Origin of the sequence: Cupriavidus sp. H18C1, assembly GCF_049311595.1 — a bacterium.
In the GTDB taxonomy this organism is placed as follows: domain Bacteria; phylum Pseudomonadota; class Gammaproteobacteria; order Burkholderiales; family Burkholderiaceae; genus Cupriavidus; species Cupriavidus cauae.
Map to the genome: position 1 here is coordinate 3,004,837 of NZ_CP186008.1, position 26,154 is coordinate 3,030,990.

Here is a 26,154-nt window from a genome sequence, read left to right on the forward strand (position 1 = left end):
GGCGTCCGGCGCTGCCCGGAAGCGACCCCCGGGCCGGGAGCGGTGAAACGTCGGATGGCGCGCGCGGACGGGTCGGCTCCGTCCGCGGCAGGCTCAGAACTGCAGCACGCGCACCGAAGGCACGCGATTGACTTCCCGTTCGCGGATGCGCGGCGAGCTGTCCTCGGGACGGCTCATCTGGTACTGCGTGCCGGCGCCGGACTTCACTTCGATATCGACCTGCTGGCCGCGGCGATCGCGGTATTCGCGCACCTGCGTGCCATCGGCCTCGTTCAGCTGGAAGCTCGGCTCGCGCGGATGATTGAGCTGGGTCTTCGCCGACGGGGCGATGGGCTGGTTGTTGATCTCGTTCAGTTCCTGCTGGGACAGCGCGCCGTTGTCGTCGGCGGCCTGCTGCGCGGACTGCTGGGCCAGCGCGGCGGGCGCGGCGATCAGCGCGAGTACCGTCGCGGCCAGCGTCAGGCCGCGTCGCGCAACCCCGGGCAGGGGCTCCGGCTCGTCCGCGCCGGCGGCCGGAAAGGAAAGGGAGGTCATCTCGGCCTCCTGTGCGATGCGCGCGGCGTGCCGGCGCATCCGAATGGGCGCCGCGCGCGGCGGGGCCGCGCGCGACTCGGGCATCAGGCTTGCATTCTAGCAATTCCTGCCGCCCGCGGGCCCGTGGCGAGGCGGTTCGGGCACTCGGGCACCGGCCCGCCGGCGCCACTCACAGATAGAACATCTCTTCCTTCGGCGGGATCGGGTTTTCGCCGCCGCGGCGCTCGTAGTAGTCGTAGACCGCCTCCAGCACCTCGTGCGGCTCGTCGACGATCTGCATCAGATCGAGATCGTGCTCGGCGATCAGGCCCATCGGCAGCAGCGTGAAGCGGAACCAGTCGAGCAGGCCCTTCCAGAAGCGGCTGCCCACCATCACCACCGGTACCGCGCGCGACTTGCCGGTCTGCACCAGCGTCAGCACCTCGGCCAGTTCGTCGAGCGTGCCGAAGCCGCCGGGCATCACGATGAAGCGCGTCCGAGTTCTTGACGAAGGTCACCTTGCGCGTGAAGAAATGGCGGAAGCGCATGGCGATGTCCTGATACGGATTGCCCTGCTGTTCGTGCGGCAGTTCGATATTGAGGCCGACGCTCGCGGACTTGCCGGCGTGCGCGCCCTTGTTGGCCGCTTCCATGATGCCGGGGCCGCCGCCGGAGATCACGGCGAAGCCCGCGTCCGAGAACAGGCGCGCGATCTCGATGGTCTGCTGGTAGTACGGCGAATCCTCGCGCAGCCGCGCGCTGCCGTAGATCGAGACGGCCGGCCGGACCTCGGACAGGTACTCGGTCGCCTCGATGAACTCTGCCATAATCGTGAACATTTGCCACGAGGCGCGCGCCTTCTTTGCGGTCGCGCGGTCTTCGTCGGCCAGCGCACGCAGGCTGGGAATCATCTTGCGCGGGTTGGCCCGCGCCGCCTTGGCGGACGCCGGCGCTTCGGCGGGCGAGGCGGTATCGCCCGGGCCATCGTCGGCGGGGCCGACGGTGACGTTCACATCCATATCCGCAGCCGTGGTGATCTTGCCTTCGTTGGCACGGACCGCCGCGGTCACGGGGTTGCTGCGGCTGCCGGCCACGCCGTTGGCATGGTCGGGGGCGGTGGGTTCACCGCTTGCCGCGGCACCAGTCAATTTCGAGTCCATGGGAATGTCGGATAGTCCTAAAACACTGCTGCTCGTCGATGGGTCGAGCTATCTGTACCGCGCGTATCACGCGCTGCCGGATCTGCGCAACGGCGAAGGCCTGCCCACGGGGGGCCATCTACGGCATGATCAACATGCTGCGCAAGCTGCGCAACGATTACCCGGCAGAGTATAGCGCCTGCGTGTTTGACGCCAAGGGCAAGACCTTCCGCGATGAGTTGTACCCCGCATACAAGGAACATCGCCCGTCGATGCCCGAAGATCTCGCGCGTCAGATCGAGCCGATCCACGAGGCAGTGCGCGCGCTGGGCTGGCCGATCGTCGTCGTCGATGGCGTCGAGGCCGACGACGTGATCGGCTCGCTCGCCTGCCAGGCCACCGCCGAGGGCATCCGCACCGTGGTCTCGACCGGCGACAAGGACCTCGCGCAGCTGGTGAACGACAGCGTCACGCTGGTCAATACGATGAGCGGCGAGGTCCTCGATCCGCCGGGCGTGGTGGCCAAGTTCGGCGTGCCGCCCGAGCGCATCGTCGACTATCTGTCGCTGATCGGCGATGCGGTCGACAACGTGCCCGGCGTGCCCAAGGTCGGTCCCAAGACCGCGGTCAAATGGCTGACCGAATACGGCACGCTCGACGGCATCATGGCCAATGCGGACAAGATCAAGGGCGTGGTCGGCGAGAACCTGCGCAACACGCTCGAATGGCTGCCGCGTGCACGCGAACTGGTGACGGTGAAGATCGACTGCGATCTGTCCGACCCGATCCCCGACTTCCACGCGCTGCGCGACATGGGCGAGGACAAGGAGAAGCTGGTCGCGTTCTTCTCGCGCTACGGCTTCAAGACGTGGCTGCGCGAGCTGACCGGCGAACGCCTGCCCGATGCGCGCGCGCAGGCTGCGGCCGCCGCGGCGGCGTCGCGCGGTCCGCAGGCGAGCCTGTTCGACGGTCCGGACGCGGCCGCCGCGGCTGCCGGGTCCGACCAGCCCGCGGCGGAAGCCCCGCCGGCCGAGATCCGCTACGAGACCGTGGTCACCGAGTCCGCGCTCGAGGAATGGGCGCGCCGCGTCGAACGCGCCGAGCTGACCTGCATCGATACCGAGACCACCTCGATCGATCCGATGCAGGCGCAGCTGGTCGGCATCTCGCTGTCGGTCGAGCCCGGCATCGCCTGCTATATCCCGGTCGCGCACCAGGGCCCCGATGTGGCGGGCATGGAAGGCCGCGGCCAGCTGCCGCGCGACTTCGTGCTGGCGCGGCTGCGTGCGTGGCTGGAGGACCCGGCCCGGCACAAGGTCGGCCAGCATCTGAAATACGACGTCCATGTGTTCGCCAACCACGGCATCGCGCTGCGCGGCATTCGCCATGACACCATGCTGCAGAGCTACGTGCTGGCCTCGCACCGCAATCACGGCATGGACAGCCTCGCCGAACGGCTGCTGAACCTGAAGACGCTGACCTACGAAGAGGTCTGCGGCAAGGGCGTCAACCAGCTGTGCTTCGACCAGATCGACCTGGCGCGCGCGACCGAATACGCGGCCGAGGACGCCGACGTGACGCTGCGCCTGCATCGCAAGATGTATCCGCAGCTCGAGGCGGCCGAGGGGCTGCGCTACGTCTACGAGCGCATCGAGATGCCGGTGTCGGTGGTGCTGCAGAAGATCGAGCGCAACGGCGTGCTGATCGACGCGCCGCGCCTGGCCGCGCAGAGCGCCGAACTGGGCCAGCGCATGATGGAACTGGAGCAGCGCGCCTACGAGGCCGCCGGCCAGCCGTTCAACCTCGGCTCGCCCAAGCAGATCGGCGAGATCCTGTTCGGGCGCATGCAGCTGCCGGTCGTCAAGAAGACCAGCAGCGGCGCGCCGTCGACCGACGAAGAGGTGCTGCAGAAGCTGGCCGAGGACTATCCGCTGCCGCGGCTGCTGCTCGACTATCGCGCGCTGTCCAAGCTCAAGTCCACCTATACCGACAAGCTGCCGCGCATGGTCAATCCGTCCACCGGCCGCGTGCATACCAGCTATGGCCAGGCCACCGCGGTGACCGGCCGGCTGGCGTCGACCGAGCCGAACCTGCAGAACATCCCGGTGCGCACCGAGGAGGGGCGGCGCATTCGCGAGGCCTTCATCGCGTCGCCGGGCCATGCGATCGTGTCGGCCGACTATTCGCAGATCGAGTTGCGCATCATGGCCCATATCTCGGGCGACGAGAACCTGCTCGGCGCCTTTGCGCGCGGCGACGACATCCACCGCGCCACCGCGGCCGAGATCTTCGGCGTGGCGGCCGATGCGGTCAGCAGCGAGCAGCGCCGCTATGCCAAGGTCATCAACTTCGGCCTGATCTACGGCATGAGCGCGTTCGGCCTGGCCAGCAACCTCGGCATCGAGCGCGACGCGGCCAAGCACTATATCGACCGCTATTTCATGCGCTATCCCGGCGTGGCGCGCTACATGGAAGAGACGCGCCAGACCGCGCGCGAGCAGGGCTATGTCGAGACCGTGTTCGGCCGCCGCCTGTGGCTACCGGACATCAACGGCGGCAACGGCCCGCGCCGCCAGGCCGCCGAGCGCGCGGCGATCAATGCGCCGATGCAGGGCACCGCGGCCGACCTGATCAAGCTGTCGATGATTGCGGTGCAGGACTGGATCGAGCGCGAGTCGCTCGGCACGCGACAGATCATGCAGGTGCACGACGAACTGGTGCTGGAGGTGCCGACGGCCGAACTGGAACTGGTGCGCACGCGCCTGCCGGAACTGATGTGCGGCGTGGCGGCGCTGCGGGTGCCGCTGGTCGCCGAAACCGGCGTCGGCGCGAACTGGGAAGAGGCGCACTGAGCGACGGGGGCGCCCACCCAGCGCCCCGTCTTGCCAAGTTTGCTGCATTGCAGCAAACTGACGCAAACGGCAGTAACCGCCGGCATGCCGGCGGTCCGACCATCCAGAACGGGTAGAACAATGCAAACAAGCGCACATCGGATCGTCGTAGTCGGCGGTGGGGCAGGTGGGCTGGAACTGGTGACGCGTCTCGGCGACAAGCTGGGCAAGCGCGGCGCCGCGCATGTCACGCTGGTGGACCGTTCGCCCACGCATATCTGGAAGCCGCTGCTGCACGAGGTCGCCGCGGGCAGCATGGACCAGAACACCCATCAGCTCGAATACGCCGCGCAGGCGCTCTGGCACCATTTCGAGTTCCAGCAGGGCGAGCTGACCGGCCTGGACCGCACGCGCAAGACGATCTCGGTCGCGGCCTGCGTCGACCAGGACGGGCTCGAACTGCTGCCTGCGCGCGATATTCCGTATGACACGCTGGTGCTGGCGATCGGCTCGGTCACGCATTTCTTCGGCACGCCCGGCGCGGCCGAGCATGCGATCGCGCTCGATACCGTCGAGCAGGCCGAGCGCTTCCGCCGCCGGCTGATCTCGGCCTGCGTCCGGGCGCAGAACGGGCTCGCGCGCAGCGACAACGATGGCGACGGCCATCCGGACGTCGATGTGGTGATCGTCGGCGCCGGCGCGACCGGCGTCGAGCTGTCGGCCGAGCTGCGCAATACCGCGCAGGTGCTCAACGCCTACGGGCTGCACCGCCTGGACCCGCGCCGCGACATCCATATCACGCTGATCGAAGGCGGTCCGCGCATCCTGCCGGCGCTGTCCGAGCGCGTGTCGAGCGAAACCGCCGAGCTGCTGCGCAAGCTGGACGTGCGCATGCTGGTCGGGGGAGCGCGTCACCGAGATCGGGCCCGATGCGGTGCTGACCGCCAGCGGCAAGCGGATTCCCGCCGAGCTGACGGTCTGGGCGGCGGGCATCACCGCGCCGCCGGTGCTCAAGACGCTCGGCCTGACGTTGAGCCGGCAGGGCCAGATCGTCGTCAAACAGACGCTGCAGAGCGAAGACGACCCGGACATCTTTGCGTTCGGCGATTGCGCCAGCTGCGCGTGGCCGGCCAAGCAGACCACCGTGCCGCCGCGCGCGCAGGCCGCGCACCAGCAGGCCAGCTTCCTGTACGACGCGCTGCGGGCGCGGCTGGAGGGCCGGCCGCTGCCGGAATTCCAGTTCAAGGACCTTGGTTCGCTGGTCTCGCTGGGCCGCTTCACCGCGGTCGGCAACCTGATGGGCGGGTTGATCGGCGGCTCGATGTTCATCGAGGGGCTGATGGCCCGGCTGATGTACTCGTCGCTGTACCGGATGCACGTGATGGCGCTGCACGGCGCGGTGCGCATGGCGCTCGATACGGTCGCGCACTGGCTGCGCAGCAAGACCAATCCGCGCGTGAAGCTGCACTGAGCGGTTGGCCGCCCTGGGCGAGGCGGTCGCGGCAAGGGCCGGGCTCGGCAGGGGCGCCGCAAAGGCACGTCAGGGGCTCGGCGGAGGCTCCGCAGGGGCTTCGCAGCGGCTCCGCACGTCTTGGTAGGGGCTCGGTAGAAGCTCGACATGCGCTCGGCAAGGGCGCGGGCACCGCTCGCGCCGCCCGCCGACCTGCGGCGTGCGCTGGACACCATGTTTGCTTAGAATCGCCTTCCTGATGCCCCGGCTCTTCCGCTGGCGCAGCGTCCGCCCGTTCGCCAACACCAGGAGACCCGCATGCTCAAGCCCGAAGTGGAAAGCCTCGTACCCGGCCAGACGTTCGACCGGCGCAGCTTCGTCAAGACCGCCCTCGGCTCGGCCTTCGCCGCCGCCGCGTTGCCGGTCACCGCGCAAGCGATCAAGACCGACTTCGAAGGGCTGACGGCCGGCGAGGTCACCATCCCCTCCGGCGACTTCAAGATGCCGATCTACCGCGCGATGCCGCAGGGCAAGCGCGACCTGCCGGTGGTGCTGGTGATCAGCGAGATCTTCGGCGTGCACGAGTACATCGCCGATACCTGCCGGCGCTTTGCCAAGCAGGGCTATCTGGCGATCGCGCCCGAGCTGTTCGCGCGCCAGGGCGACCCGACCAGCTTCGGCACGATCCAGGAACTGCAGCGCGAGATCATCGCCAAGACGCCGGACAACGAGGTGCTGGGCGACCTCGATGCGGCGGTCGCATGGGCCGGCGCCAACGGCGGCAATACGAGCAAGGTCGGCATCACCGGCTTCTGCTGGGGCGGCCGCATCGTCTGGCTGTACGCCGCGCACAGCAGGCAGCTGAAGGCCGGCGTTGCCTGGTACGGCCGGCTGAACGGCGACACCACGCCGCTGCAGCCGCGCCATCCGATCGATCTCGCCGCGCAGCTGAAGGCGCCGGTGCTCGGCCTGTACGGCGGCAAGGACACCGGCATCCCGCTGGAGGCGGTCGACAGGATGAAGGCGGCGCTGGCGGCGGCCAACAATCCGGCGGCCAGGGCCTCGAAGTTCATCGTCTACCCCGAGTCCGGCCACGCCTTCCATGCCGACTACCGGCCCAGCTACCGCGAGCCGGACGCGAAGGACGGCTGGCAGAAGTGCCTGGCGTGGTTCAAGGAGCATGGGGTGGCGTAGCTCAGCCACAAGAACCACGACACCGGGAGCTACCCACCGTCCGAGTATCCCTATAATGGGTATGATCGTACCTAAATTGGGGATATTCGTGGGACTAGCTGACTTCATGTTCTCGCCGGGGGTTCAACGCGTGTTGGCGCGAGTCTACGGCGAGCCGACGCGGACATTCACGCTGAGCGAACTGATCGAGCATGTCGGTGGAGGGCGTGGCAACGGTCAGCGCCACGTCCAACGGCTCATTGATGCGGGCGTCTTGTCGGAGGAGCCGCGACGCGGCAACCAACGCGTCATCCGGGCCAATACCGCGTTTGCGCTTTATCCCGAACTACAGAGCATTTGCAGCAAGTCGTTTGGCTTGGTAGAGCCGATACGAAATGCGCTGCGGCCGTTTGCAGGCGAAATCGCCGAAGCCTTTCTCTTTGGATCGGTTGCACGGGAGGAGGACAGCCATCGCAGCGATATCGACCTGATGGTGATAGGGACGGCGCCGATGATGGCGTTAATGGACGCAATGTTGAAGGTCGGAGTGGAACTTGGTCGCCCCGTACATCTGAATGCGTACTCTCCTGCCGAATGGGCGGATCTCGTGAGCAACGACCCCCTCGTTGCCCGAATTGCCGCCGGATCGATCGTGAGGGTGCTACCCGATGTCCCGGCCACTTGAGTATGAAAATCTGATTCGTCTTAACTGCTTTACGGAGCAACGTCGAACCCCAGGCGCGCTGGAGGCCTATTTACGCAACGCACGCACCTATTTGGCTGCCGGGCGGCAACTGGATGCTGACGAAGCGCCAATGCCCGTCTTTTCCATCGCCTACGAAGGGTTTTTCCAGGTGGTCCAGGCAGTGCTCGAGTTCCACGAGGTACGGATTCGCGATGCCGGTCGCAATATGGCGATTCAGAGGGTATGTGCGGATCTCGGAATGAGCAATGCTGAATTCGCTTTTGTGGTCAATGCGCATATGCGGCGCAACGGCACGAGCTACACGTCTCCCTTTCCTCCAATTTCCGCGGGTCAGGCCACAAGCCTTCTTTCGATACTCGAAAAGTATCTGGGACAGGCTTATCGCTTGACCGGCGCATCCTGGGCGGAAGAGTAGCGAAAACGCAAACGGCCGGCACGCGTCAAGCCCATTGCAAAACCGCCCCCGACCTCCGTACAATGCGGGCTTTGCGCCTCTTGCAACAGTGTTGCGTTTATGTGGGCCGGCGCGGCCTGGCCGCGCGGCCCGCGACACGGGCAGGGGCGAACCCTCCGGGAGCCCATCATCTTTTCCACGCTCGTCTTGATCCTGCTGGCCACCACGATTTCCGGCGTGGGCAGCATTCTCGGTGCCGCCCTGCTGTCCCTGACCGCGGCATCGCGCGCGGTGGAGCGCATGGTCAGTTTTTCGGTCGGCGTGCTGCTGGCCACCGCCTTGCTGCATTCGCTGCCGGAGGCGTTCGCCTCGGGCGCCGATCCGCGCGCGCTGTTCGGCACGCTGCTGGCCGGCCTGCTGGGCTTCTTCCTGCTGGAAAAGATCTCGCTGCTGCGCCATTCGCACCATCACGAGGGCGACGGCCATCATCACCATCACGGGCATGACCGGGAGGAGGCCGGCCGCAGCGGCCTGACCATCCTGGTCGGCGATACCTTCCACAATTTCGCCGACGGCATCGTGATCGCCGCGGCCTTCCTGGCCGACCCGAAGATCGGCATCGTCACCGCGCTGGCGATCGCCGCGCACGAGATCCCGCAGGAAGTCGGCGACTTCATCGTGCTGCTCAATGCCGGATTCTCGAAGGCGCGCGCGTTCGCCTTCAATCTGCTGTCGAGCCTGGCCGCGGTGGCCGGCGGCCTGGTGGGGTACTTCCTGCTCGACGAGATGAGCAGCTGGGTGCCGTATGTGCTGGTGATCGCCGCCAGCAGCTTCCTCTATATCGCGGTCAGCGATCTGATGCCGCAGATGCAGCGCAAGCCGCGCTGGCGCGAATCGATCGTGCAGGTCGTGCTGGTGGCCGCCGGCATCGCGGCGATCGTCTGGGTCACCGACGGCGTCCACGATCACCACGGCCACGGGGGAGGCGGGCCATGGCGGAGCCGGCCATGCGCACGCGCACGCCGACCATTGAGTTGGTCCGGCCGCTCCTCCACACGGGCGGCCGGCTCTTGCCGGTGCGGGCCTAGCGGTCCCCGGTCGCGACCGGCCGCGCCGGATCCGCGCACCACTCGCTCCACGAGCCGGGGTAGAGCGCCGCGCCCGACAGTCCCGCCACTTCCAGCGCCAGCAGATTGTGGCAGGCGGTGACACCGGAGCCGCACTGCATCACCGCGCGCTCGGCCGGGGTCGCCCCCAGCACGCCGCCGAATTCGCCGCGCAGCGCCTCGGCAGGCTTGAAGCGGCCGTCGGGCTGCAGATTGTCCTTGAAGCACCGGTTGACCGCGCCGGGAATATGGCCGCCGACCGGGTCCAGCGTCTCGTTCTCGCCGCGGAAGCGATCGGGCGCGCGGGCATCGACCACCAGCCGCGTCGGCGACTGCAGATTGGCCATCAGCGTATCGGCGTCGACCGTGCCGACCAGCGAGGGGCGGCGCGTCAGGTTGCCGCCCGCCAGGGCCTCGGGCTCCGGCGTGGTGCCGCTCTCCAGCGGCAGGCCGGCGGCGACCCAGGCCTGCTTGCCGCCGTCGAGCACGGCCACCGCCTGATGGCCGATCCAGCGCAGCAGCCACCAGGCCCGCGCGGCGTACATGCCGCCCTGGGCGTCGTAGACCACCACCTGGGTGTCGTCGTTGACGCCGAGCGCGCGCAGGCGCGCCGTCAGTGCATCGGGATCGGGCAGCGGATGGCGGCCGTTGCTGCCGGTCTTCTCGCCCGACAGCTCGTTGTCCAGATGCAGGTAGAAGGCGCCGGGCAGGTGGCTCTGGTGGTAGGCCGCGCGGCCGGCCGCGGGATCGGTCAGGTCGAAGGAGCAATCGATCAGCACGCTGTGCCGGCCCGGATCCTGGCGCAGCGCATGCAGGTCGGCGCAGGGGATCAGCGTGGTCCAAACGGCTTGGGGCATCGTAAAACCTGTCTAGTGGCGACGGATCGTCGAGGAATCCCGATGATCGCCGAAAGTGGCGCCTGCCGCTATCGGGCCGAGGCTGACGCGGGGCGGGTCCCGCTTGCGCGTACGCCATGCCGGCTTCCGCGGCGCGTTCTCCCTCTCGCGCTGGCGGGAGAGGGCCGGGGAGAGGGAGGCGGCGTTCGCCGTCCCGGAACGACCGCGACTTGCCTCTCCCCAACCCTTCTCCCACACGTGGGAGAGGGAATGCCACGATGGGGGCTACACCTCGGGATGCACCTCCGCCTCGGCCGACTTGACCGGCGTCGCCGCCGTCGGCTGGCTGGTGCTCTCGCGGGCGCGGGTCAGCGTGGTGGCGATGCCGCTGGCGATGATCAGGCCCATGCCGAGCCACGACAGCCAGTTCAGCGCGTCGTTCCAGATCATCATGCCCCACAGGCTGGAGAACACGATGCCGGCGTACTGCAGGTTGGCGGTCAGCAGCGTGTTGCCGCGCTTGTAGGCGCGCGTCATCGCGGTCTGGCCCAGCGTGGCCAGGATGCCGATGCCCAGCAGCAGGCCGGCGCCGTGCCAGGTGTGGCTGCTGACGCCCGAGAACATCATCCAGACCACGCCGGCCAGCGTGCCGACCAGCGAGAAATAGAACACGATGCGGCCTTCGGGCTCGCCCAGCTGGCCGAGCTGGCGCACCTCGACATAGGCCAGCGCCGTGAACATGCCCGAGATCAGCCCGACCAGGCCGCCGGTCAGCTGGTCCTTGCCGACCGAAGGCTGCAGCAGGCAGATGACGCCGGCGAACGACATCACGATGGCGCCGATCAGCTTGCGGTCCGCGCCGCCCGCGGTGCCGGCCAGCGCCGCGCCGGCGCCGACGATCAGCGCGATCCAGACCGGCGACATGTAGTTCAGCGTCATCGCCGTGGCCAGCGGCAGCAGGCTGATCGAGGTGAACCACAGCATCAGCGCCGTCACGCCGAACAGGCTGCGCTTGATATGCGTGGTCATATGCGGCGTGCGCACCGAGATGCCGCTGGAGGCGAGGATCGCCCAGATGATCAGCATGCTGATCATGCTGCGGTAGAACACGATCTCGCCGGTGGTGTACATCTCGGAAGCCAGCTTGACGCCCACCCCCATCAACGAGAACGAGAAGGCGGCGAACAGCATCCAGAGCGATTGCATGGCGAGGAAAGGCGAGGACAGCGGGGAAAGTCGGGAACCGCGGCGCGGCGCCAATCGGCGCGGCAGCGTGCCGGGCGGCAAGTGAGGTGACAGCCGCTTGGGCGAGCCGATTGTAGCAGTGCTGATGCAATGCACCAAAGCGCGTGGGCGGTCATCGCCCAACACCGTGCAAAGCAGCAGGTCCGGGCCGCCGCAAAGAAAAACGGACCGCCGTGGCGGTCCGTCTCATGCAGGGCAGGGGGACTGGCGCTCAGGCGGCCGGTCCCATCGCGCGCCGATACCACTCGTGGAAGTGCTGCATGCCGTCTTCCATCGGCGACTGGTACGGGCCGACTTCGTTGTCGCCGCGCTTCATCAGCGCCAGCCGGCCGGCATCCATGCGCTCGGCGATCTCGTCGTCCTCGACGCAGGTCTCCATGTAGGCGGCCCGCTCGGCCTCGACGAACTCGCGCTCGAACAGCACGATTTCCTCGGGGTAGTAGAACTCGACCACGTTGCGGGTCTTGCGCGGGCCCATCGGATGCAGCGTCGAGATGACCAGCACGTTGGGGTACCACTCGACCATCACGTTCGGGTAGTAGGTCAGCCAGATCGCGCCATGCTTGGGCAGCTCGCCGTTGTTGAAGCGCAGCACGGCGTCGTGCCACTTCTGGTAGGTCGCGCTGCCGGGGCGCTTCAGGCCGGCGTGCAGGCCCACGGTCTGCACGCTGTACCACTCGCCGAACTCCCACTTCAGGTCGTCGCAGGACACGAAGCTGCCCAGGCCCGGGTGGAAGGGCACGACGTGGTAGTCCTCGAGATAGACCTCGATGAAGGTCTTCCAGTTGTAGTCGCAGTCGTGGACCTCGACGTGGTCGAGCATGTAGCCGTCGAAGTTCAGGTCCTGCGAGACGCCCAGGCGGGCCAGATCGGTGCGCACGTCGCGCTCGCCCTCGAACAGCAGGCCGTTCCAGTTCTGCAGCGGCGAACGTTTCCAGGTGCAGGCACGGCTGCTGGGCGAAATGCGGCGCGCCGAGCAGCTCGCCCTTCAGATCGTAGGTCCAGCGGTGCAGCGGGCAGACGATATTGGAAGCGTTGCCGCGGCCGTTCAGCATGATGGCCTGGCGATGGCGGCAGACGTTGGACATCAGCTCGATGCCCTCCGGATTGCGCACCAGCATGCGGCCCTCTTCCTCGGCGGCCAGCGTATGGTAGTCGCCGACTTCGGGCACCATCAGCGCGTGGCCGACATAACCGGGGCCCTTCTTGAACAGCAGATCCAGTTCCTGTTGATGCAAGGCCTCGTCGAAGTACGCACGGACGGGCAGCTGCGTATCAGCCGGCGCAAGCTTCAGCGCGGTGCTGAGATTGGACATTATCCCCACTCCCTAATAAACAGGCGAAAGCAGTGAACAACCCAACCATCGAAATTGAAATCGATATGGGAAAGACAGTCAGACCGGGAGCCCGAGGCATGGTGCCGCGGTTTTCGCTGACGAACCGGGGATTGTACCCCACCCCGGGGATAAGGGCCTGATTTTTTTGCCTTTTTGGCGCGACCGCGAACATTGGATAGCCATAATGTGGCGATTTGGGCTCATGACAGCATGCGGGCGAACGGTGTGCCGGCCCGGCCGCGCCGCCCCCCTCCATCGGATCGGGCTTGGCCGAGGCGATTTGCCGTAAAATCGCGGTTTCTGGATCGAATCCCCTTATGCCAAAGACAACCACCGTGCCGGCCGGCGACGGCGACCAGGTCCCCACCAGCGCGCCGCCGGCCTCGTACGAGGCCGCCATGGCCGAGCTCGAAGCGCTGGTCACCAGCATGGAAAGCGGGGCCCTGCCGCTGGAGGAATCGCTGGCGGCCTACCGGCGCGGTGCCGAACTGGTCAAGTATTGCCAGCAGATGCTCGAGCGCATCGAGCAGCAGGTGAAGGTGCTCGAGGGCGACACCCTCAAGCCCCTGGCCGAGCCGGGCAGCCAGGCAGAGACCGAATGACCGCCTTCGCGCAATGGATGCAGGACCGCGCCGCCCGTACCGAAGCGGCGCTGGCGGCCGCGTTGCCGGCGGCGGACCGCCTGCCGGCGCGGCTGCACGAAGCGATGCGCTACGCGGCGATGGGCGGCGGCAAGCGGGTGCGCCCGCTGCTGGTCCATGCGGCGGGCGAGGTCGGCGGCGCCGACCCGCGGGCCTGCGATGCGGCGGCCTGCGCCGTCGAGATGATCCACGCGTATTCCCTGGTGCACGACGACATGCCCTGCATGGACGACGACGACCTGCGCCGTGGCCGTCCGACCGTGCACAAGGCCTATGACGAGGCCACCGCGCTGCTGGTCGGCGATGCGCTGCAGACCCAGGCCTTCATCGTGCTGGCCGAGACCGACGCGCTGGAACCCGCCGCGCGGCTGCGGCTGGTCGGCGAACTGGCGCGCGCCTCCGGCTCGGTCGGCATGGCCGGCGGCCAGGCGATCGACCTGCAGCATGTCGGCCAGGCGATGTCGCTGGACCAGCTCGAAACGATGCACCGGATGAAGACCGGCGCGTTGCTGCGCGCGAGCATCCGCATGGGTGCGCTGTGCGGCAGCGTCGACGAGGCCGGACTGGCGGCGCTGGACCGCTACGCCGCCGCGATCGGTTTGGCGTTCCAGGTGGTAGACGATATTCTGGACGTTACCGCCGATACCGCCACACTGGGCAAGACCGCCGGCAAGGATGCCGAGCAGCACAAGCCCACCTATGTGTCGCTGCTGGGCCTGGATGCGGCCCGCGAACTGGCCGCCCGGCTGCGCGACGACGCGCGCAAGGCGCTGGGCGATTTCGGCGCCCCCGCGGCAAGACTGGCGGACCTGGCCGACCTGATCGTGCTGCGCACGCATTGACTGCGCGCCGCGCGACCGATCGCCGTAAAACGACGAGCCGGACGGGAGAATCCGGCGGCAGGACGGATACCATGACTTACGCATTGCTCAATACCATCGACGACCCCGCGGACCTGCGCAAGCTCGACCGCCGCCAGCTGACCACGCTGGCCGACGAACTGCGCGCCTTCGTGCTGGAGTCGGTCTCGCAGACCGGCGGCCACTTGTCGTCCAATCTCGGCACGGTCGAGCTGACGATCGCGCTGCACTATGTGTTCGACACCCCGGTGGACCGGCTGGTGTGGGACGTCGGCCATCAGAGCTATCCGCACAAGATCCTGACCGGGCGGCGCGAGCGCATGAACACGCTGCGCCAGTGGAACGGCATCTCGGGCTTTCCCCGCCGCAGCGAAAGCGAGTACGACACCTTCGGCACCGCGCACTCGTCGACCTCGATCTCGGCCGCGCTCGGCATGGCGCTGGGCGCCCGCACGCTCGGCGAGCAGCGCGTGTCGATCGCGGTGATCGGCGACGGCGCGATGACCGCCGGCATGGCCTTCGAGGCGATGAACAACGCCGGCGTCTACAAGGACCTGCCGCTGGTGGTGGTGCTCAACGACAACGACATGTCGATCTCGCCGCCGGTCGGCGCGCTGAACCGGCACCTGGCGCGGCTGCTGAGCGGGCAGTTCTATGCCGCGACCAAGAAGGGCATCGAGCGCGTGCTGTCGGTCGCGCCGCCGGTGCTCGAATTCGCCAAGCGCTTCGAGGAACATGCCAAGGGCATGGTGGTGCCGGCCACGCTGTTCGAGGAATTCGGCTTCAACTACATCGGGCCGATCGACGGCCACGATCTCGATTCGCTGGTGCCGACGCTGCAGAACATCCGCCGCCGCGCGCTCGAGGGCGCCGGCCCGCAGTTCCTGCATGTCGTCACCAAGAAGGGCCAGGGCTACAAGCTGGCCGAGGCGGACCCGATCCTGTATCACGGCCCCGGCAAGTTCAATCCGGCCGAGGGCATCCGGCCGGCCGCCAAGCCGGCGCGCAAGACCTATACGCAGGTGTTCGGCGAATGGCTGTGCGACCAGGCCGCGGCCGATCCGCGCCTGATCGGCATCACGCCGGCGATGCGCGAAGGCTCGGGGCTGGTCGAGTTCGAACAGCGTTTCCCGGACCGCTACTACGACGTGGGCATCGCCGAGCAGCATGCGGTGACCTTCGCCGGCGGCATGGCCTGCGAGGGCCTGAAGCCGGTGGTCGCGATCTACTCGACCTTCCTGCAGCGCGGCTACGACCAGCTGATCCACGACGTCGCGCTGCAGAACCTGCCGGTGGTGTTCGCGCTGGACCGCGCCGGCCTGGTCGGCGCCGATGGCGCGACCCACGCGGGCGCCTACGATATCGCCTACCTGCGCTGCATCCCCAACATGATGGTGATGACGCCGGCGGACGAGAACGAATGCCGCCAACTGCTGAGCACCGCCTTCGCGCAGGACTGCCCGACGGCGGTGCGCTATCCGCGCGGCGCCGGTCCCGGCGTGGCGACCGCGGCCACGCTGGAGACGCTGCCGGTCGGCAAGGGCGAGATGCGGCGCAGTTGCGGCGCGCGCGCCGGCCAGCGGGTCGCCCTGCTGGCGTTCGGCTCGATGCTGCATCCCGCGCTGGGCGCGGCAGAGAAGCTCGACGCCGCGGTGGCCAACATGCGCTTCGTCAAGCCGCTCGACGTGGAGCTGGTCAAGACGCTGGCGCGCGAGCACGACTACCTCGTCACGGTGGAAGAGGGCGTGGTGATGGGCGGCGCCGGCAGCGCGGTGCTCGAGGCGCTGGCCGCGGCCGGCATCGAGATCCCGGTGCTGCAGCTTGGCCTGCCGGACCACTTCATCGACCACGGCGATCCCGCCTTCCTGCTGTCGCAATGCGGCCTGGACGCGGGCGGCATCGAACGCTCGGTGCGCGAGCGTTTCGGCCTGGCGACGCCCGCCGCCACGGCTGCCTCCGCTGCGGCAACCAAGGCCGCCTGAGCGGCCGTCCCCACGCACCCGCACCGGCCGCTGTCGGCCCGGTGCGGGCGGCATCACCCGAATTCCCTTAGAATCGCGGGTTTCGTGTTCGCAGCTGCAGGCTGGCGCCGCCGTGTTTTCCGGCGCGCCCGTGGTTTCACACTCGTTGCGCGGCAAGGTGGACTGCGAAGATGCCGCGACCGTAAAGGAAACCGAGGGAAATCCGTCATGAATGACATGAATCCGGCCTTCGTGATGCCCGATGTGCAATCGAGCCTGGACACGCGCCAGATCCCGATCCAGCGCGTGGGTGTGCGCGGCGTGCGCTATCCGCTCACGATGCGTACCGCGCAGGGCGTGCATCCGACCGTCGGCACCTTCAACCTCGACGTGCATCTGCCCGCCGACCAGAAGGGCACGCACATGTCGCGCTTCGTCGCGCTGCTCGAGGACGAGCGCGAGCCGCTGGACCTGGCCTCGTTCCGCGCGCTGCTCGACAAGATGCTGCAGCGGCTCGAAGCGCAGGCCGGCCGTATCGAAGTCAGCTTCCCGTATTTCATCAACAAGATCGCGCCGGTGTCGGGCGTCGCTTCGCTGATGGACTATGAGGTCACGCTGATCGGCGAAGCGCGCGATGGCGTCACCAGGGTGTGGCTGAAGGCGCTGGTGCCGGTCACCAGCCTGTGCCCGTGCTCGAAGAAGATCTCGCAGTACGGCGCGCACAACCAGCGCTCGCACATCACGATGAACGTCGAGCTGGCCGCCGATCTGCCGATCGAGGCGCTGGTGCGGATGGCCGAGGAAGAGGCCTCGTGCGAGCTGTGGGGCCTGCTCAAGCGTCCGGACGAGAAGTACGTGACCGAGCGCGCCTACGAGAACCCGAAGTTCGTCGAGGACCTGGTGCGGGACATCGCGATGCGGCTCAATGCCGACGAGCGCATCGTCGCCTATGTGCTGGAAGCCGAGAACTTCGAGTCGATTCACAACCACAGCGCGTATGCGGTGATCGAGCGCGACAAGCGGGTAAGCCAGCTGGCCGCCTGAGCGAATCGTTGGTCGTCCCCACAAAGAAAAACGCCACCCGACCGGGTGGCGTTTTTTTCGCGATGCGGCGTGCGGTTCAGGCGTGGCTCATGGCGTGGCTCATGGCGTGGCTCATGACGTGGCTCCCGACGTGGCTCCCGACGTGGCTCCGGGCGCGGCTCGGGGGCGGCTCATGGCGCGGCTCATTGCGCCGCCGGCAGCCGCAGATCGGCCAGATCCCAGCGCGGCGTGACGCCGTAGCCGTACTCGCGCTGCGCCAGTTGCGGCGCGGCCTGCAGCCGCATCGCGCCGGCGAAGGCGATCATCGCGCCGTTGTCGGTGCAGAAGGCCAGGTCGGGATAGAACACCTGCGCGCGGCGCCTGGCCGCCAGTTCGTCGAGCCGCTCGCGCAACTGGCGGTTGGCGCCGACGCCGCCGGCGACCACCAGCCGCTTGTGGCCGGTCGTCTTCAGGGCCGCCATCGACTTGGCGGCGAGCACGTCGACGATCGCGTCGACGAAGGCGCGCGCCAGGTTGGCGCGGTCCTGCTCGCAGATATTGCCGAGCTTGCGCGCCTGCGTCAGCACGGCGGTCTTCAGGCCGGCGAACGAGAAATCCAGATTGCCCGAATGCAGCATCGGCCGCGGCAGTTCGTAGGCGCCCGGCAGGCCGAACTCGGCCAGCCGCGACACTTCGGGGCCGCCGGGGTAGCCCAGGCCGAGCAGCTTGGCGGTCTTGTCGAAGGCCTCGCCCGCAGCGTCGTCCAGCGTCTCGCCGAGCAGCGCGTAGTCGCCGATGCCGCGCACTTCCATCAGCTGCGTATGGCCGCCCGATACCAGCAGCGCGACGAAGGGGAAGGCGGGTGGGTTCGGCGTCAGCAGCGGCGACAGCAGATGGCCTTCCAGATGATGGACGCCGAGCATCGGCACATCGAGCGCGAATCCCAGCGCGTTGGCCACCGAGGCGCCGACCAGCAGCGCGCCGGCGAGGCCCGGCCCCTGCGTGAAGGCGATCGCGTCGATATCGCCGCGCTTGCGGCCGGCCTCGTCCAGCACCTGCTGCAGCAGCGGCAGCACGCGGCGGATATGGTCGCGCGAGGCCAGTTCCGGCACCACGCCGCCGTAGTCGCGATGCATCGCGATCTGCGAATGCAGCGCGTGCGCGAGCAGGCCGGCCTCGGTGTCGTAGAGGGCCAGGCCGGTTTCGTCACAGGAGGATTCGATGCCGAGAACGAGCATGGTGTTATGGCGGGAGCCAAGGGGTCCCGGGGGCTGCGGGGCAAAGCCTGTGAGGGTAGCACAGCGAGCCGGCGGCCGCTTTTCGCTACAATCGCCGATTCTCCAGCGGGACAGTCATGCCACAGTCGCACCCAGCAGTGCCCCCCATCGGCGCGCCCATTATCGCGCCAGCCGTCGTCATCGTCCCGGGCCGGACGCTACGACGTCGCCGTGCTCGGCGCCGGGGCGGCCGGCATGATGTGCGCCGCGGTGGCGGGCCAGCAGGGCGCCCGCGTGGTGCTGATCGACCATGCCACGCGGCTCGCCGAGAAGATCCGCATCTCCGGCGGCGGGCGCTGCAATTTCACCAATCTGCACGCCGGTCCGGCCAACTACCTGTCCGACAACCCGCATTTCTGCCGCTCGGCGCTGGCGCGCTATACGCCGCAGGACTTTCTCGCGCTAATGCGGCGCCATCAGATCGACTGGCACGAGAAGCACCGCGGCCAGCTGTTCTGCAACGACAGCGCGGAGCAGGTCATCGAGATGCTGCGCGCCGAGTGCGGCGCGGGGCAGGTGCACTGGCGCACCGGTTGCACGGTCGCCGAAGTGCGGCGCGAAGGCGACGACTTCCTGCTGCTGACGCACGATGGCCCGGTGCGGGCGGGCGCGCTGGTCGTCGCGACCGGCGGGCTGTCGATCCCGAAGATCGGCGCCACCGACTTCGGCTACCGGATCGCTCGCCAGTTCGGCCTGCCGATCGTGGAAACCCGGCCGGCACTGGTGCCGCTGACCTTCGACGGCGCCGCCTGGCAGCCCTTCGCGCCGCTGGCCGGGCTCTCCAAGGAGGTCGATATCGCCACCGGCAAGGGCAAGGAGGCCGGCGCCTTCCGCGAGGATCTGCTGTGGACCCACCGCGGGCTGTCCGGTCCGGCGGTGCTGCAGATTTCCAGCTATTGGCGCCCCGGCACGCCGATCACCATCGACCTGTTCGAGGGCGAGGACGCCGCGGCCTGGCTGCTGGAGGCCAAGAACGGCACCCGCAAGCATCTCGGCAATCTGTTGGCGGCCCGCATGCCGGCGCGGCTGGCCGACGCCTGGTGCCAGGCGGCGGGGCTCGACGCCGCCAGGCTGCCGCACGATCTGCCCGACAAGGCGCTGCGCAAGCTGGGCGAGGCGCTGAACCGCTGGCAGCTGGTGCCGTCCGGCACCGAAGGCTACCGCAAGGCCGAGGTCACGCGCGGCGGCGTGGACACGCGCGCGCTGTCGTCCAGCACGATGATGGCGCGCTCGGTGCCGAACCTGTACTTCATCGGCGAGGTCGTCGACGTCACCGGGTGGCTCGGTGGCTACAATTTCCAGTGGGCCTGGGCGTCCGGCGTCGCGGCCGGCAAGGCGGTGGCCGAGAACGTACGGGCCGTGGCCCAGGCGTCCGGCGATGGGGTCGCGTCTTCGACGTGAATTGCGCACCAGACCCGCCGCGAACTGAGCCGGCCGCCAACTGAACCCGCCGCCAACTGAACCCGCCGAAAAGCAACCCGGCCGCGAAGTAAACTGGCACGCTTGACGAATTTCGTGCTAGACTCCAAGTCTTCGTAAAACCGCTAACTCCTTTTTTGGCACATGACCACGATTCGCCTCAAAGAAAACGAGCCGTTTGAAGTTGCAATGCGTCGTTTCAAGCGCACCATTGAAAAGAACGGTTTGATTACTGAACTGCGGGCGCGCGAGTTTTATGAAAAGCCGACGGCAGAGCGGAAGCGCAAGAAGGCAGCGGCGGTGAAGCGCCACTACAAGCGCATTCGCAGCCAGATGCTGCCGAAGAAGTTGTACTGATCGACCAGTCGATCGGCTGATCGCCTTTCCGCGTCAGCATCCCGACCCGCTGTGGGCCTTGCTCCGGCGGGTTTTTGTGTTGGTGCTGCGCTTCCCTGTCCGCCCTCGCTCGTCGCGGTTCTGTGCTGACGAGTTCACCTGGAAAGATTGCCATGTCCCTCAAGCAACGAATCAGCGATGACATGAAGGCCGCCATGCGGGCGCGCGAGTCCGAGCGGCTCGGCACGATCCGGCTGCTGCTGGCGGCGATCAAGCAGCGCGAGGTCGACGAGCGGACGGAACTGGACGATGCCGCCGTGCTGGCGGTCGTCGAGAAGCTGATCAAGCAGCGCAAGGATTCGATTTCGCAGTTCCAGCAGGCCGGCCGCACCGATCTGGTCGACAAGGAAAGCGCCGAGGTCGAGGTGCTGCAGGTCTGCCATGCCGGCGGCGCTGTCCGAGGGCGAGGTGGCGGCCGAAGTCGCCAAGGCGGTCGCCGAGAGCGGCGCCGCGGGTCCGCAGGACATGGGCAAGGTCATGGCCCTGCTCAAGGGCCGGCTGGCGGGGCGCGCCGATATGAGCGCCGTGTCGGCCCAGGTCAAGGCCGCGTTGACCGGCAAGTAACGCTGACAAGTAACGCCGGCAAATAGCGCCGGCATGTAGTGCGGCAAAAGTCGGGCGCGGCGCCGGTGCGATCGCATGCCGCGGCACAGCATAGTGGCAATATAGTCACAAATTTCTGGCAAGCTGCGATCGACGCACTACAATAATTTCACACTTCGCCGGGTGGAACACCGCCCGGCTTGCATTTCTACAAGGGCTGCCCGACGTTTGCGGCGGCCCCGTCGTCAGGACGGCCAACCGGGTGATTCCGCAATCCTTCATTCAGGACCTGCTGAACCGCGTCGATATCGTCGATGTGGTGGGCAAGTATGTCCAGTTGAAGAAGGGGAGGCGCGAACTTCATGGGGCTGTGCCCCTTCCATAACGAGAAGTCACCATCGTTCACAGTGTCGCCGGCCAAGCAGTTCTACCATTGCTTCGGCTGCGGCGCGCATGGGTCGGCCATCGGCTTCCTGATGGAGTATTCCGGGCAGAGCTATCCCGACGCGGTGCGCGAGCTGGCGCAGTCGGTCGGCCTGAGCGTGCCCGAGGAGCGCGACCGCTTGCCGCCGGCCCAGCGCGCCGAGCAGCAGGCGAAGTCGCTGGCGCTGTCCGAGGCCATGACGCGGGCCAGCGAGTTCTATCGCCGCCAGTTGCGCGGGGCGCCGACGGCGATCCAGTACCTGAAGGGCCGCGGCCTGACGGGCGAGGTCGCCGCGCAGTTCGGCCTGGGCTATGCCCCCGGACGACTGGCAGGGGCTGGAGTCGGTGTTCGGCAGCTATCGCGACGACGCCATTGCCGGCCCGCTGATCGAGGCCGGCCTGCTGATCGAGAGCGAGAAGCGCGACGCCGACGGCAAGCCGCGCCGCTACGACCGCTTCCGCGATCGCATCATGTTCCCGATCCGCAATACCAAGGGGCAGGTGATCGGCTTCGGCGGCCGGGTGATGGGGCAGGGCGAGCCCAAGTACCTGAATTCGCCCGAAACGCCGCTGTTCAGCAAGGGCACCGAGCTGTACGGGCTGTTCGAGGCGCGGCATGCGATCCGGGAAACCGGCTATGTGCTGGTGGTCGAAGGCTATATGGATGTGGTGGCGCTGGCTCAACTGGGTTTCGCCAATGCGGTGGCCACGCTGGGCACCGCCTGCACCCCCGTGCATGTGCAGAAGCTGCTGCGCCAGACCGACGCGGTGGTGTTCTCGTTCGACGGCGATGCCGCCGGGCGCCGCGCCGCGCGCCGTGCGCTGGAGGCGTGCCTGCCCTACGTCGCCGACAACAAGACCATCCGCTTCCTGTTCCTGCCCGCCGAGCACGATCCCGACAGCTATGTCCGCGAGGAAGGCACCGAGGCCTTCGCCGCCCAGGTGCGCGATGCGATGCCGCTGTCGCGCTTCCTGCTGCAATGCGTGACCGAGGAGCAGGACTTGCGGCAGCCGGAAGGCCGTGCGCGTGCGCAGTACGAGGCCAAGCCGCTGCTCAAGGCGATGCCGCCTGGCGGCCTGCGCCTGCAGATTGTGCGGGAGCTCGCGGAGGCCACCGGCACCACCCCGGCCGAGATCGAGGCGGTGTGCGGCCTGGGCAGCGATGCCGCGCGGGTCGGCCGTTTCGCCCAGCCGCGCGCGCGGGCGCGCCGGCAGGCGCCGGCGGGGCTGGAGCAGCGCGTGCTGCAGCTGCTGATGCGCTATCCGGCGCTGTCGGCGCGGCTCGACGACGACGCGCGAGCGTTGCTGCTCGATGCCGATACCGGCGGCTCCGAAGTGCTGGCCCATCTGGTGGCGAGCTGCGACGCCTTGCAGGGCGAGGTCAACTTCGCCGCCTTCAGCGAGCAGTTGGCGCAGTCGCCGTTTGCCGACGTCTATGCCAATGTGCGCGCCGGGGTGCTGCGCGAGGACATCGACGAGGAGCCGGCGACGCTCGAGTTCGACGCGGCGATCGCCAAGCTGCTGGTCGAGCCGCTGCAGCGGGAGTTGGCGCAGTTGCAGTCGGCGATCGAGAACGGCACGGCGGACGAGGCGGGCAAGACGCGCATGCGCTGGCTGATCGCGGAGATCCACCGGCGCAAGCGCCTTGGTTGAAAAACGGAATTCGGCCGCCATACCGGAGACAGGTACGCGGCCAACTGGCAACAAACAGGGCAAAAGTCCTTCGGTTTTGGGCTTAAGCCTTGATTTTTCAGGTGAAAACCTCACCTGCCGGGAAGGCCGGCTAGTAGCGACGTGCTACAATAGCCGGTTTGGATTGCGAAATCTTTCTCTCCAGTTCTGGTGAAAGTGAGCGTGCCAATGGCAAAGGCCAAAGCAACCGAAAAGGTTTCCACTAAGGCTCCCCGAGCGGGGAGCGGCAAAGGCGTCGGTACAAGCGACCGCGGCGGAAAAGCCCGCCACGCGATCTGCGACGCAAGCCAGGTCTGCGCCAGCCAAGTCCGCGCGTCCCGCCAAGGCGGCCGCAACGACGACACCCACCAGAACCCGCGCATCCGAGAAACAGCCCTCGACTTCGGCACGCGAGAGCGGCAAGAACGCCAATGCAAGCGCGAGCGCAAGCGCGCATACGGCAACAGCGGGCGGCAAACGTGCCGCGTCCGAACCTGTTAAAGGCAAGAGTATCCCCGTGGCGAAACAGCAGAACACCGAAGTCGAGAGCAAGCGAACGGCAGCCGCCGGCGCCAAGACCGCCAGCGCCAAGTCCGGCGCGACCGCGGCGGCGTCCAAGGCGCGCGCCGCCACCTCCGCACCCGTAGCATCCCAGCGGCCCGCTGCGGCCGCCGCGCCGGAGCCCAAGAAGCGCGGCCGCAAGCCCAAGGCCGAGATGCTGCAAGACGAAAGCCATACTGACGACGTGAACGACGAGCTTTACGAAGACGACACGCGTGCCGCCGCGCCGGCGGCCGCTCCGAAGACCGAGAAGCAGAAGGCCAAGGACCGCAAGGCCAAGGAAAAGGCGCTGCTCAAGGAGTTCGCCTCGGCCCAGCAGGGCACCGAGGAAGAGCTCGAGGCGCGCCGCCAGAAGCTCAAGGCGCTGATCAAGCTGGGCAAGTCGCGCGGCTACCTGACCTACGCCGAGATCAACGATCACCTGCCGGACGACATGGTCGATTCGGAAACGATCGACACCCTGGTCGCGACGCTGAACGACATCGGCATCGCCGTCTACGAGCAGGCGCCCGACGCCGAGACGCTGCTGCTCAACGACAATGCTCCGTCCGCCACCAGCGAGGAAGAAGCCGAGGAAGAGGCCGAAGCCGCGCTGTCGACGGTCGACTCCGAATTCGGCCGCACCACCGACCCGGTCCGCATGTACATGCGCGAGATGGGTACCGTCGAGCTGCTGACCCGCGAAGGCGAAATCGAGATCGCCAAGCGGATCGAGGCCGGCCTGAAGGACATGGTGATGGCCATCTCGGCCTGCCCGGTCACGATCTCGGAAATCCTGGCGCACGCCGAGCGCGTCGCCAATGACGAGATCAAGATCGACGAGTTCGTCGACGGCCTGATCGATCCGAACGCCGACGAAGCGGTCGAAGAGGTCGGCACCACGCCGGCCACCGCCGCCGCCTCGGACGACGAGGAACTGGAATCGGACGACGAGGAAGCGGACGAGGAAGAGGACGACGACGCCGCCGGCGCCGGTGCCTCGGCACGCCAGCTCGAAGAGCTGAAGGTGGCCGCGCTGGAAAAATTCCGCGTGATCGCCGACCAGTTCGACAAGATGCGCCGCGCCTTCGAGAAGGAGGGCTACAAGTCCAAGCCTTACATCAAGGCGCAGGAAGCCATCCAGAACGAACTGATGGGCATCCGCTTCACCGCCCGCAACGTCGAGCGCCTGTGCGACACGCTGCGCGGCCAGGTCGACGAAGTGCGCAAGCTCGAACGCGCGATCCTGAACATCGTGGTCGACAAGTGCGGCATGCCGCGCGCCGACTTCGTGGCCCGCTTCCCGGGCAACGAGACCAACCTGGACTGGATCCACACGGTCGTCGCCGACAACAAGCCGTACAGCACGATCGTCGAGCGCAACGTGCCGGCCGTGCACGAGCTGCAGCAGAAGCTGATCGACCTGCAGGCGCGCGTGGTGCTGCCCCTGAAGGAGCTCAAGGAAGTCAACCGCAAGATGTCCGAGGGCGAGAAGCGCGCCCGCGAGGCCAAGCGCGAGATGACCGAGGCCAACCTGCGTCTGGTGATCTCGATCGCCAAGAAGTACACCAACCGCGGCCTGCAGTTCCTCGACCTGATCCAGGAAGGCAACATCGGCCTGATGAAGGCGGTGGACAAGTTCGAATATCGCCGCGGCTACAAGTTCTCGACCTACGCGACCTGGTGGATCCGTCAGGCCATCACGCGTTCGATCGCCGATCAGGCGCGCACCATCCGTATCCCGGTGCACATGATCGAAACGATCAACAAGATGAACCGCATCTCGCGCCAGATCCTGCAGGAAACCGGCAACGAGCCGGATCCGGCGACGCTGGCCGAGAAGATGGAGATGCCCGAGGACAAGATCCGCAAGATCATGAAGATCGCCAAGGAGCCGATCTCCATGGAAACGCCGATCGGCGACGACGACGATTCCCATCTGGGCGACTTCATCGAGGACACCAACACGCTGGCGCCCGCCGAGGCCGCGCTGCACGGCTCGATGCGCGACGTGGTCAAGGACGTGCTCGACTCGCTGACGCCGCGCGAAGCCAAGGTGCTGCGCATGCGCTTCGGCATCGAAATGAGCACCGACCACACGCTGGAAGAGGTCGGCAAGCAGTTCGACGTCACCCGTGAACGGATCCGTCAGATCGAGGCCAAGGCGCTGCGCAAGCTGCGCCACCCGAGCCGCTCCGACAAGCTGAAGAGCTTCCTGGAAGGCAGCTGAACGCTTCCGGGCCTCTAGCTCATGCCTGGTTAGAGCAGCGGACTCATAATCCGTTGGTGCCGTGTTCGACTCACGGGAGGCCCACCACTGTAGTAAAAGGGGTTACGTGCGAACGTAACCCCTTTTTGTTGGTGCTCCAGCATCGGCTTCAGCACCGGCTCCAGCACCGGATGAGGACGACCGCCATGCACCTCGACCCCGTCGAATCGTCCGTCGTGGCCGCCATCGGCTACGACTACCGCAAGCGCGTGCTCGGCATCGAGTTCGTCAGCGGCAAGCTCTACCACTATCTCGACGTCCCGGCCAGCGTGTACCGCGATTTCATGGACGCCGACTCCAAGGGCGGATACTTCAACGACTACATCCTCGGCGCCTACGAATACGAGCCCATCCACGAACCATGATGCAGACGCAAGCGATCGACACGAAGCGACCCCCCG

The 26,154-nt window shown here is 67.4% G+C and carries 15 protein-coding genes, 1 tRNA gene and 7 pseudogenes; 17 read left to right on the forward strand and 6 right to left on the reverse strand.

The features are described 5' to 3' along the window. Positions 1-93: 93 nt before the first annotated feature. Both OJJOAM_RS13910 and OJJOAM_RS13915 read right to left on the reverse strand, forming a co-directional pair. On the reverse strand, positions 94-534 hold the full coding sequence (locus OJJOAM_RS13910) for a hypothetical protein (RefSeq protein WP_422648289.1): 441 nt from the start codon (positions 532-534) through the stop codon (positions 94-96). Between the two features lie 169 nt (positions 535-703). Next, positions 704-1,673: pseudogene (locus OJJOAM_RS13915) on the reverse strand (TIGR00730 family Rossman fold protein). Between the two features lie 4 nt (positions 1,674-1,677). On the opposite strand from OJJOAM_RS13915, the pseudogene polA reads away from it, so the two are divergent. The 6 genes and pseudogenes from polA to OJJOAM_RS13945 form a co-directional block, all read left to right on the forward strand. After that, positions 1,678-4,504 (forward strand): annotated as a pseudogene (gene polA / locus OJJOAM_RS13920) (DNA polymerase I). Positions 4,505-4,624: 120 nt separating this feature from the next. Next, positions 4,625-5,954 (forward strand): annotated as a pseudogene (locus tag OJJOAM_RS13925) (NAD(P)/FAD-dependent oxidoreductase). Positions 5,955-6,251: 297 nt separating this feature from the next. Then, positions 6,252-7,127, forward strand: coding sequence for a dienelactone hydrolase family protein (locus OJJOAM_RS13930; protein WP_422648290.1), 876 nt, complete (start codon positions 6,252-6,254; stop codon positions 7,125-7,127). Positions 7,128-7,182: 55 nt separating this feature from the next. Next, complete coding sequence (locus tag OJJOAM_RS13935; RefSeq protein ID WP_422648291.1) at positions 7,183-7,791, forward strand: nucleotidyltransferase domain-containing protein; 609 nt, start codon at positions 7,183-7,185, stop codon at positions 7,789-7,791. Beyond that, complete coding sequence (locus OJJOAM_RS13940) at positions 7,775-8,227, forward strand: hypothetical protein (RefSeq protein ID WP_422648292.1); 453 nt, start codon at positions 7,775-7,777, stop codon at positions 8,225-8,227. Before OJJOAM_RS13935 ends, OJJOAM_RS13940 begins: the two co-directional genes overlap by 17 nt. A gap of 99 nt (positions 8,228-8,326) precedes the next feature. Beyond that, positions 8,327-9,187, forward strand: a pseudogene (locus OJJOAM_RS13945) (ZIP family metal transporter); the annotation flags it as partial. 103 nt (positions 9,188-9,290) lie between these two features. Here OJJOAM_RS13945 and OJJOAM_RS13950 read toward each other — a convergent pair. The 3 genes and pseudogenes from OJJOAM_RS13950 to OJJOAM_RS13960 all read right to left on the reverse strand — a co-directional run bounded on the left by OJJOAM_RS13950 (position 9,291) and on the right by OJJOAM_RS13960 (position 12,709). Next, positions 9,291-10,169, reverse strand: coding sequence for a sulfurtransferase (locus OJJOAM_RS13950; protein ID WP_422648293.1), 879 nt, complete (start codon positions 10,167-10,169; stop codon positions 9,291-9,293). 264 nt (positions 10,170-10,433) lie between these two features. Beyond that, entirely contained in the window at positions 10,434-11,354 is a 921-nt protein-coding gene (locus OJJOAM_RS13955) for a DMT family transporter (protein WP_149316941.1), read from the reverse strand. Between the two features lie 250 nt (positions 11,355-11,604). Then, positions 11,605-12,709: pseudogene (locus OJJOAM_RS13960) on the reverse strand (aromatic ring-hydroxylating oxygenase subunit alpha). A 338-nt stretch (positions 12,710-13,047) separates the two neighbouring features. Between OJJOAM_RS13960 and OJJOAM_RS13965 the strand changes: the two are divergent. The 4 genes from OJJOAM_RS13965 to folE2 all read left to right on the forward strand — a co-directional run bounded on the left by OJJOAM_RS13965 (position 13,048) and on the right by folE2 (position 17,236). Then, positions 13,048-13,332 carry an exodeoxyribonuclease VII small subunit gene (locus tag OJJOAM_RS13965; RefSeq protein WP_422648294.1) on the forward strand — a complete coding sequence of 95 codons (285 nt, stop codon included), beginning with the start codon at positions 13,048-13,050 and terminating at the stop codon, positions 13,330-13,332. Then, on the forward strand, positions 13,329-14,213 hold the full coding sequence (locus OJJOAM_RS13970) for a polyprenyl synthetase family protein (RefSeq protein WP_422648295.1): 885 nt from the start codon (positions 13,329-13,331) through the stop codon (positions 14,211-14,213). The genes OJJOAM_RS13965 and OJJOAM_RS13970 overlap by 4 nt, the downstream gene beginning before the upstream one ends. Positions 14,214-14,284: 71 nt before the next feature. After that, a complete protein-coding gene (dxs, locus tag OJJOAM_RS13975) occupies positions 14,285-16,213 on the forward strand; it encodes a 1-deoxy-D-xylulose-5-phosphate synthase (RefSeq protein WP_422648296.1) in 1,929 nt (642 codons plus the stop codon). A 207-nt stretch (positions 16,214-16,420) separates the two neighbouring features. Next, positions 16,421-17,236 (forward strand): GTP cyclohydrolase FolE2, encoded by an 816-nt coding sequence (gene folE2 / locus OJJOAM_RS13980; RefSeq protein WP_422648297.1) that lies wholly within the window; start codon positions 16,421-16,423, stop codon positions 17,234-17,236. A 182-nt stretch (positions 17,237-17,418) separates the two neighbouring features. Here the strand turns inward: folE2 and tsaD are convergent, their stop codons facing one another. Further along, on the reverse strand, positions 17,419-18,453 hold the full coding sequence (gene tsaD, locus OJJOAM_RS13985; RefSeq protein WP_422648298.1) for a tRNA (adenosine(37)-N6)-threonylcarbamoyltransferase complex transferase subunit TsaD: 1,035 nt from the start codon (positions 18,451-18,453) through the stop codon (positions 17,419-17,421). 234 nt (positions 18,454-18,687) lie between these two features. Between tsaD and OJJOAM_RS13990 the strand changes: the two genes are divergently transcribed. From OJJOAM_RS13990 to OJJOAM_RS14020, 7 genes and pseudogenes are all read left to right on the forward strand, one after another. Continuing rightward, positions 18,688-19,893, forward strand: coding sequence for an NAD(P)/FAD-dependent oxidoreductase (locus OJJOAM_RS13990; protein ID WP_422649599.1), 1,206 nt, complete (start codon positions 18,688-18,690; stop codon positions 19,891-19,893). Between the two features lie 162 nt (positions 19,894-20,055). Then, positions 20,056-20,268 carry a 30S ribosomal protein S21 gene (gene rpsU / locus OJJOAM_RS13995; protein WP_006576196.1) on the forward strand — a complete coding sequence of 71 codons (213 nt, stop codon included), beginning with the start codon at positions 20,056-20,058 and terminating at the stop codon, positions 20,266-20,268. A 152-nt stretch (positions 20,269-20,420) separates the two neighbouring features. Continuing rightward, a pseudogene (locus tag OJJOAM_RS14000) lies at positions 20,421-20,871 on the forward strand (GatB/YqeY domain-containing protein). 241 nt (positions 20,872-21,112) lie between these two features. Then, positions 21,113-22,926: pseudogene (dnaG, locus tag OJJOAM_RS14005) on the forward strand (DNA primase). A 535-nt stretch (positions 22,927-23,461) separates the two neighbouring features. Next, entirely contained in the window at positions 23,462-25,714 is a 2,253-nt protein-coding gene (gene rpoD, locus OJJOAM_RS14010; RefSeq protein WP_422648299.1) for an RNA polymerase sigma factor RpoD, read from the forward strand. 8 nt (positions 25,715-25,722) lie between these two features. Further along, positions 25,723-25,801: transfer RNA gene (locus OJJOAM_RS14015), tRNA-Ile, on the forward strand. Between the two features lie 98 nt (positions 25,802-25,899). Further along, positions 25,900-26,118 (forward strand): KTSC domain-containing protein, encoded by a 219-nt coding sequence (locus tag OJJOAM_RS14020; protein WP_422648300.1) that lies wholly within the window; start codon positions 25,900-25,902, stop codon positions 26,116-26,118. Positions 26,119-26,154: the final 36 nt, after the last annotated feature.

Coding starts and splice junctions, on each gene's coding strand:
- OJJOAM_RS14020 (WP_422648300.1), top strand. CDS start 25,900: ATGCACCTCGACCCCGTCGAATCGTCCGTCGTGGCCGCCATCGGCTAC.
- OJJOAM_RS13965 (WP_422648294.1), top strand. CDS start 13,048: ATGCCAAAGACAACCACCGTGCCGGCCGGCGACGGCGACCAGGTCCCC.
- dxs (WP_422648296.1), top strand. CDS start 14,285: ATGACTTACGCATTGCTCAATACCATCGACGACCCCGCGGACCTGCGC.
- OJJOAM_RS13935 (WP_422648291.1), top strand. CDS start 7,183: ATGGGTATGATCGTACCTAAATTGGGGATATTCGTGGGACTAGCTGAC.
- OJJOAM_RS13940 (WP_422648292.1), top strand. CDS start 7,775: ATGTCCCGGCCACTTGAGTATGAAAATCTGATTCGTCTTAACTGCTTT.
- OJJOAM_RS13970 (WP_422648295.1), top strand. CDS start 13,329: ATGACCGCCTTCGCGCAATGGATGCAGGACCGCGCCGCCCGTACCGAA.
- OJJOAM_RS13990 (WP_422649599.1), top strand. CDS start 18,688: ATGATGTGCGCCGCGGTGGCGGGCCAGCAGGGCGCCCGCGTGGTGCTG.
- OJJOAM_RS13930 (WP_422648290.1), top strand. CDS start 6,252: ATGCTCAAGCCCGAAGTGGAAAGCCTCGTACCCGGCCAGACGTTCGAC.
- rpsU (WP_006576196.1), top strand. CDS start 20,056: ATGACCACGATTCGCCTCAAAGAAAACGAGCCGTTTGAAGTTGCAATG.
- OJJOAM_RS13955 (WP_149316941.1), bottom strand. CDS start 11,354: ATGCAATCGCTCTGGATGCTGTTCGCCGCCTTCTCGTTCTCGTTGATG.
- tsaD (WP_422648298.1), bottom strand. CDS start 18,453: ATGCTCGTTCTCGGCATCGAATCCTCCTGTGACGAAACCGGCCTGGCC.
- OJJOAM_RS13950 (WP_422648293.1), bottom strand. CDS start 10,169: ATGCCCCAAGCCGTTTGGACCACGCTGATCCCCTGCGCCGACCTGCAT.
- OJJOAM_RS13910 (WP_422648289.1), bottom strand. CDS start 534: ATGACCTCCCTTTCCTTTCCGGCCGCCGGCGCGGACGAGCCGGAGCCC.
- folE2 (WP_422648297.1), top strand. CDS start 16,421: ATGAATGACATGAATCCGGCCTTCGTGATGCCCGATGTGCAATCGAGC.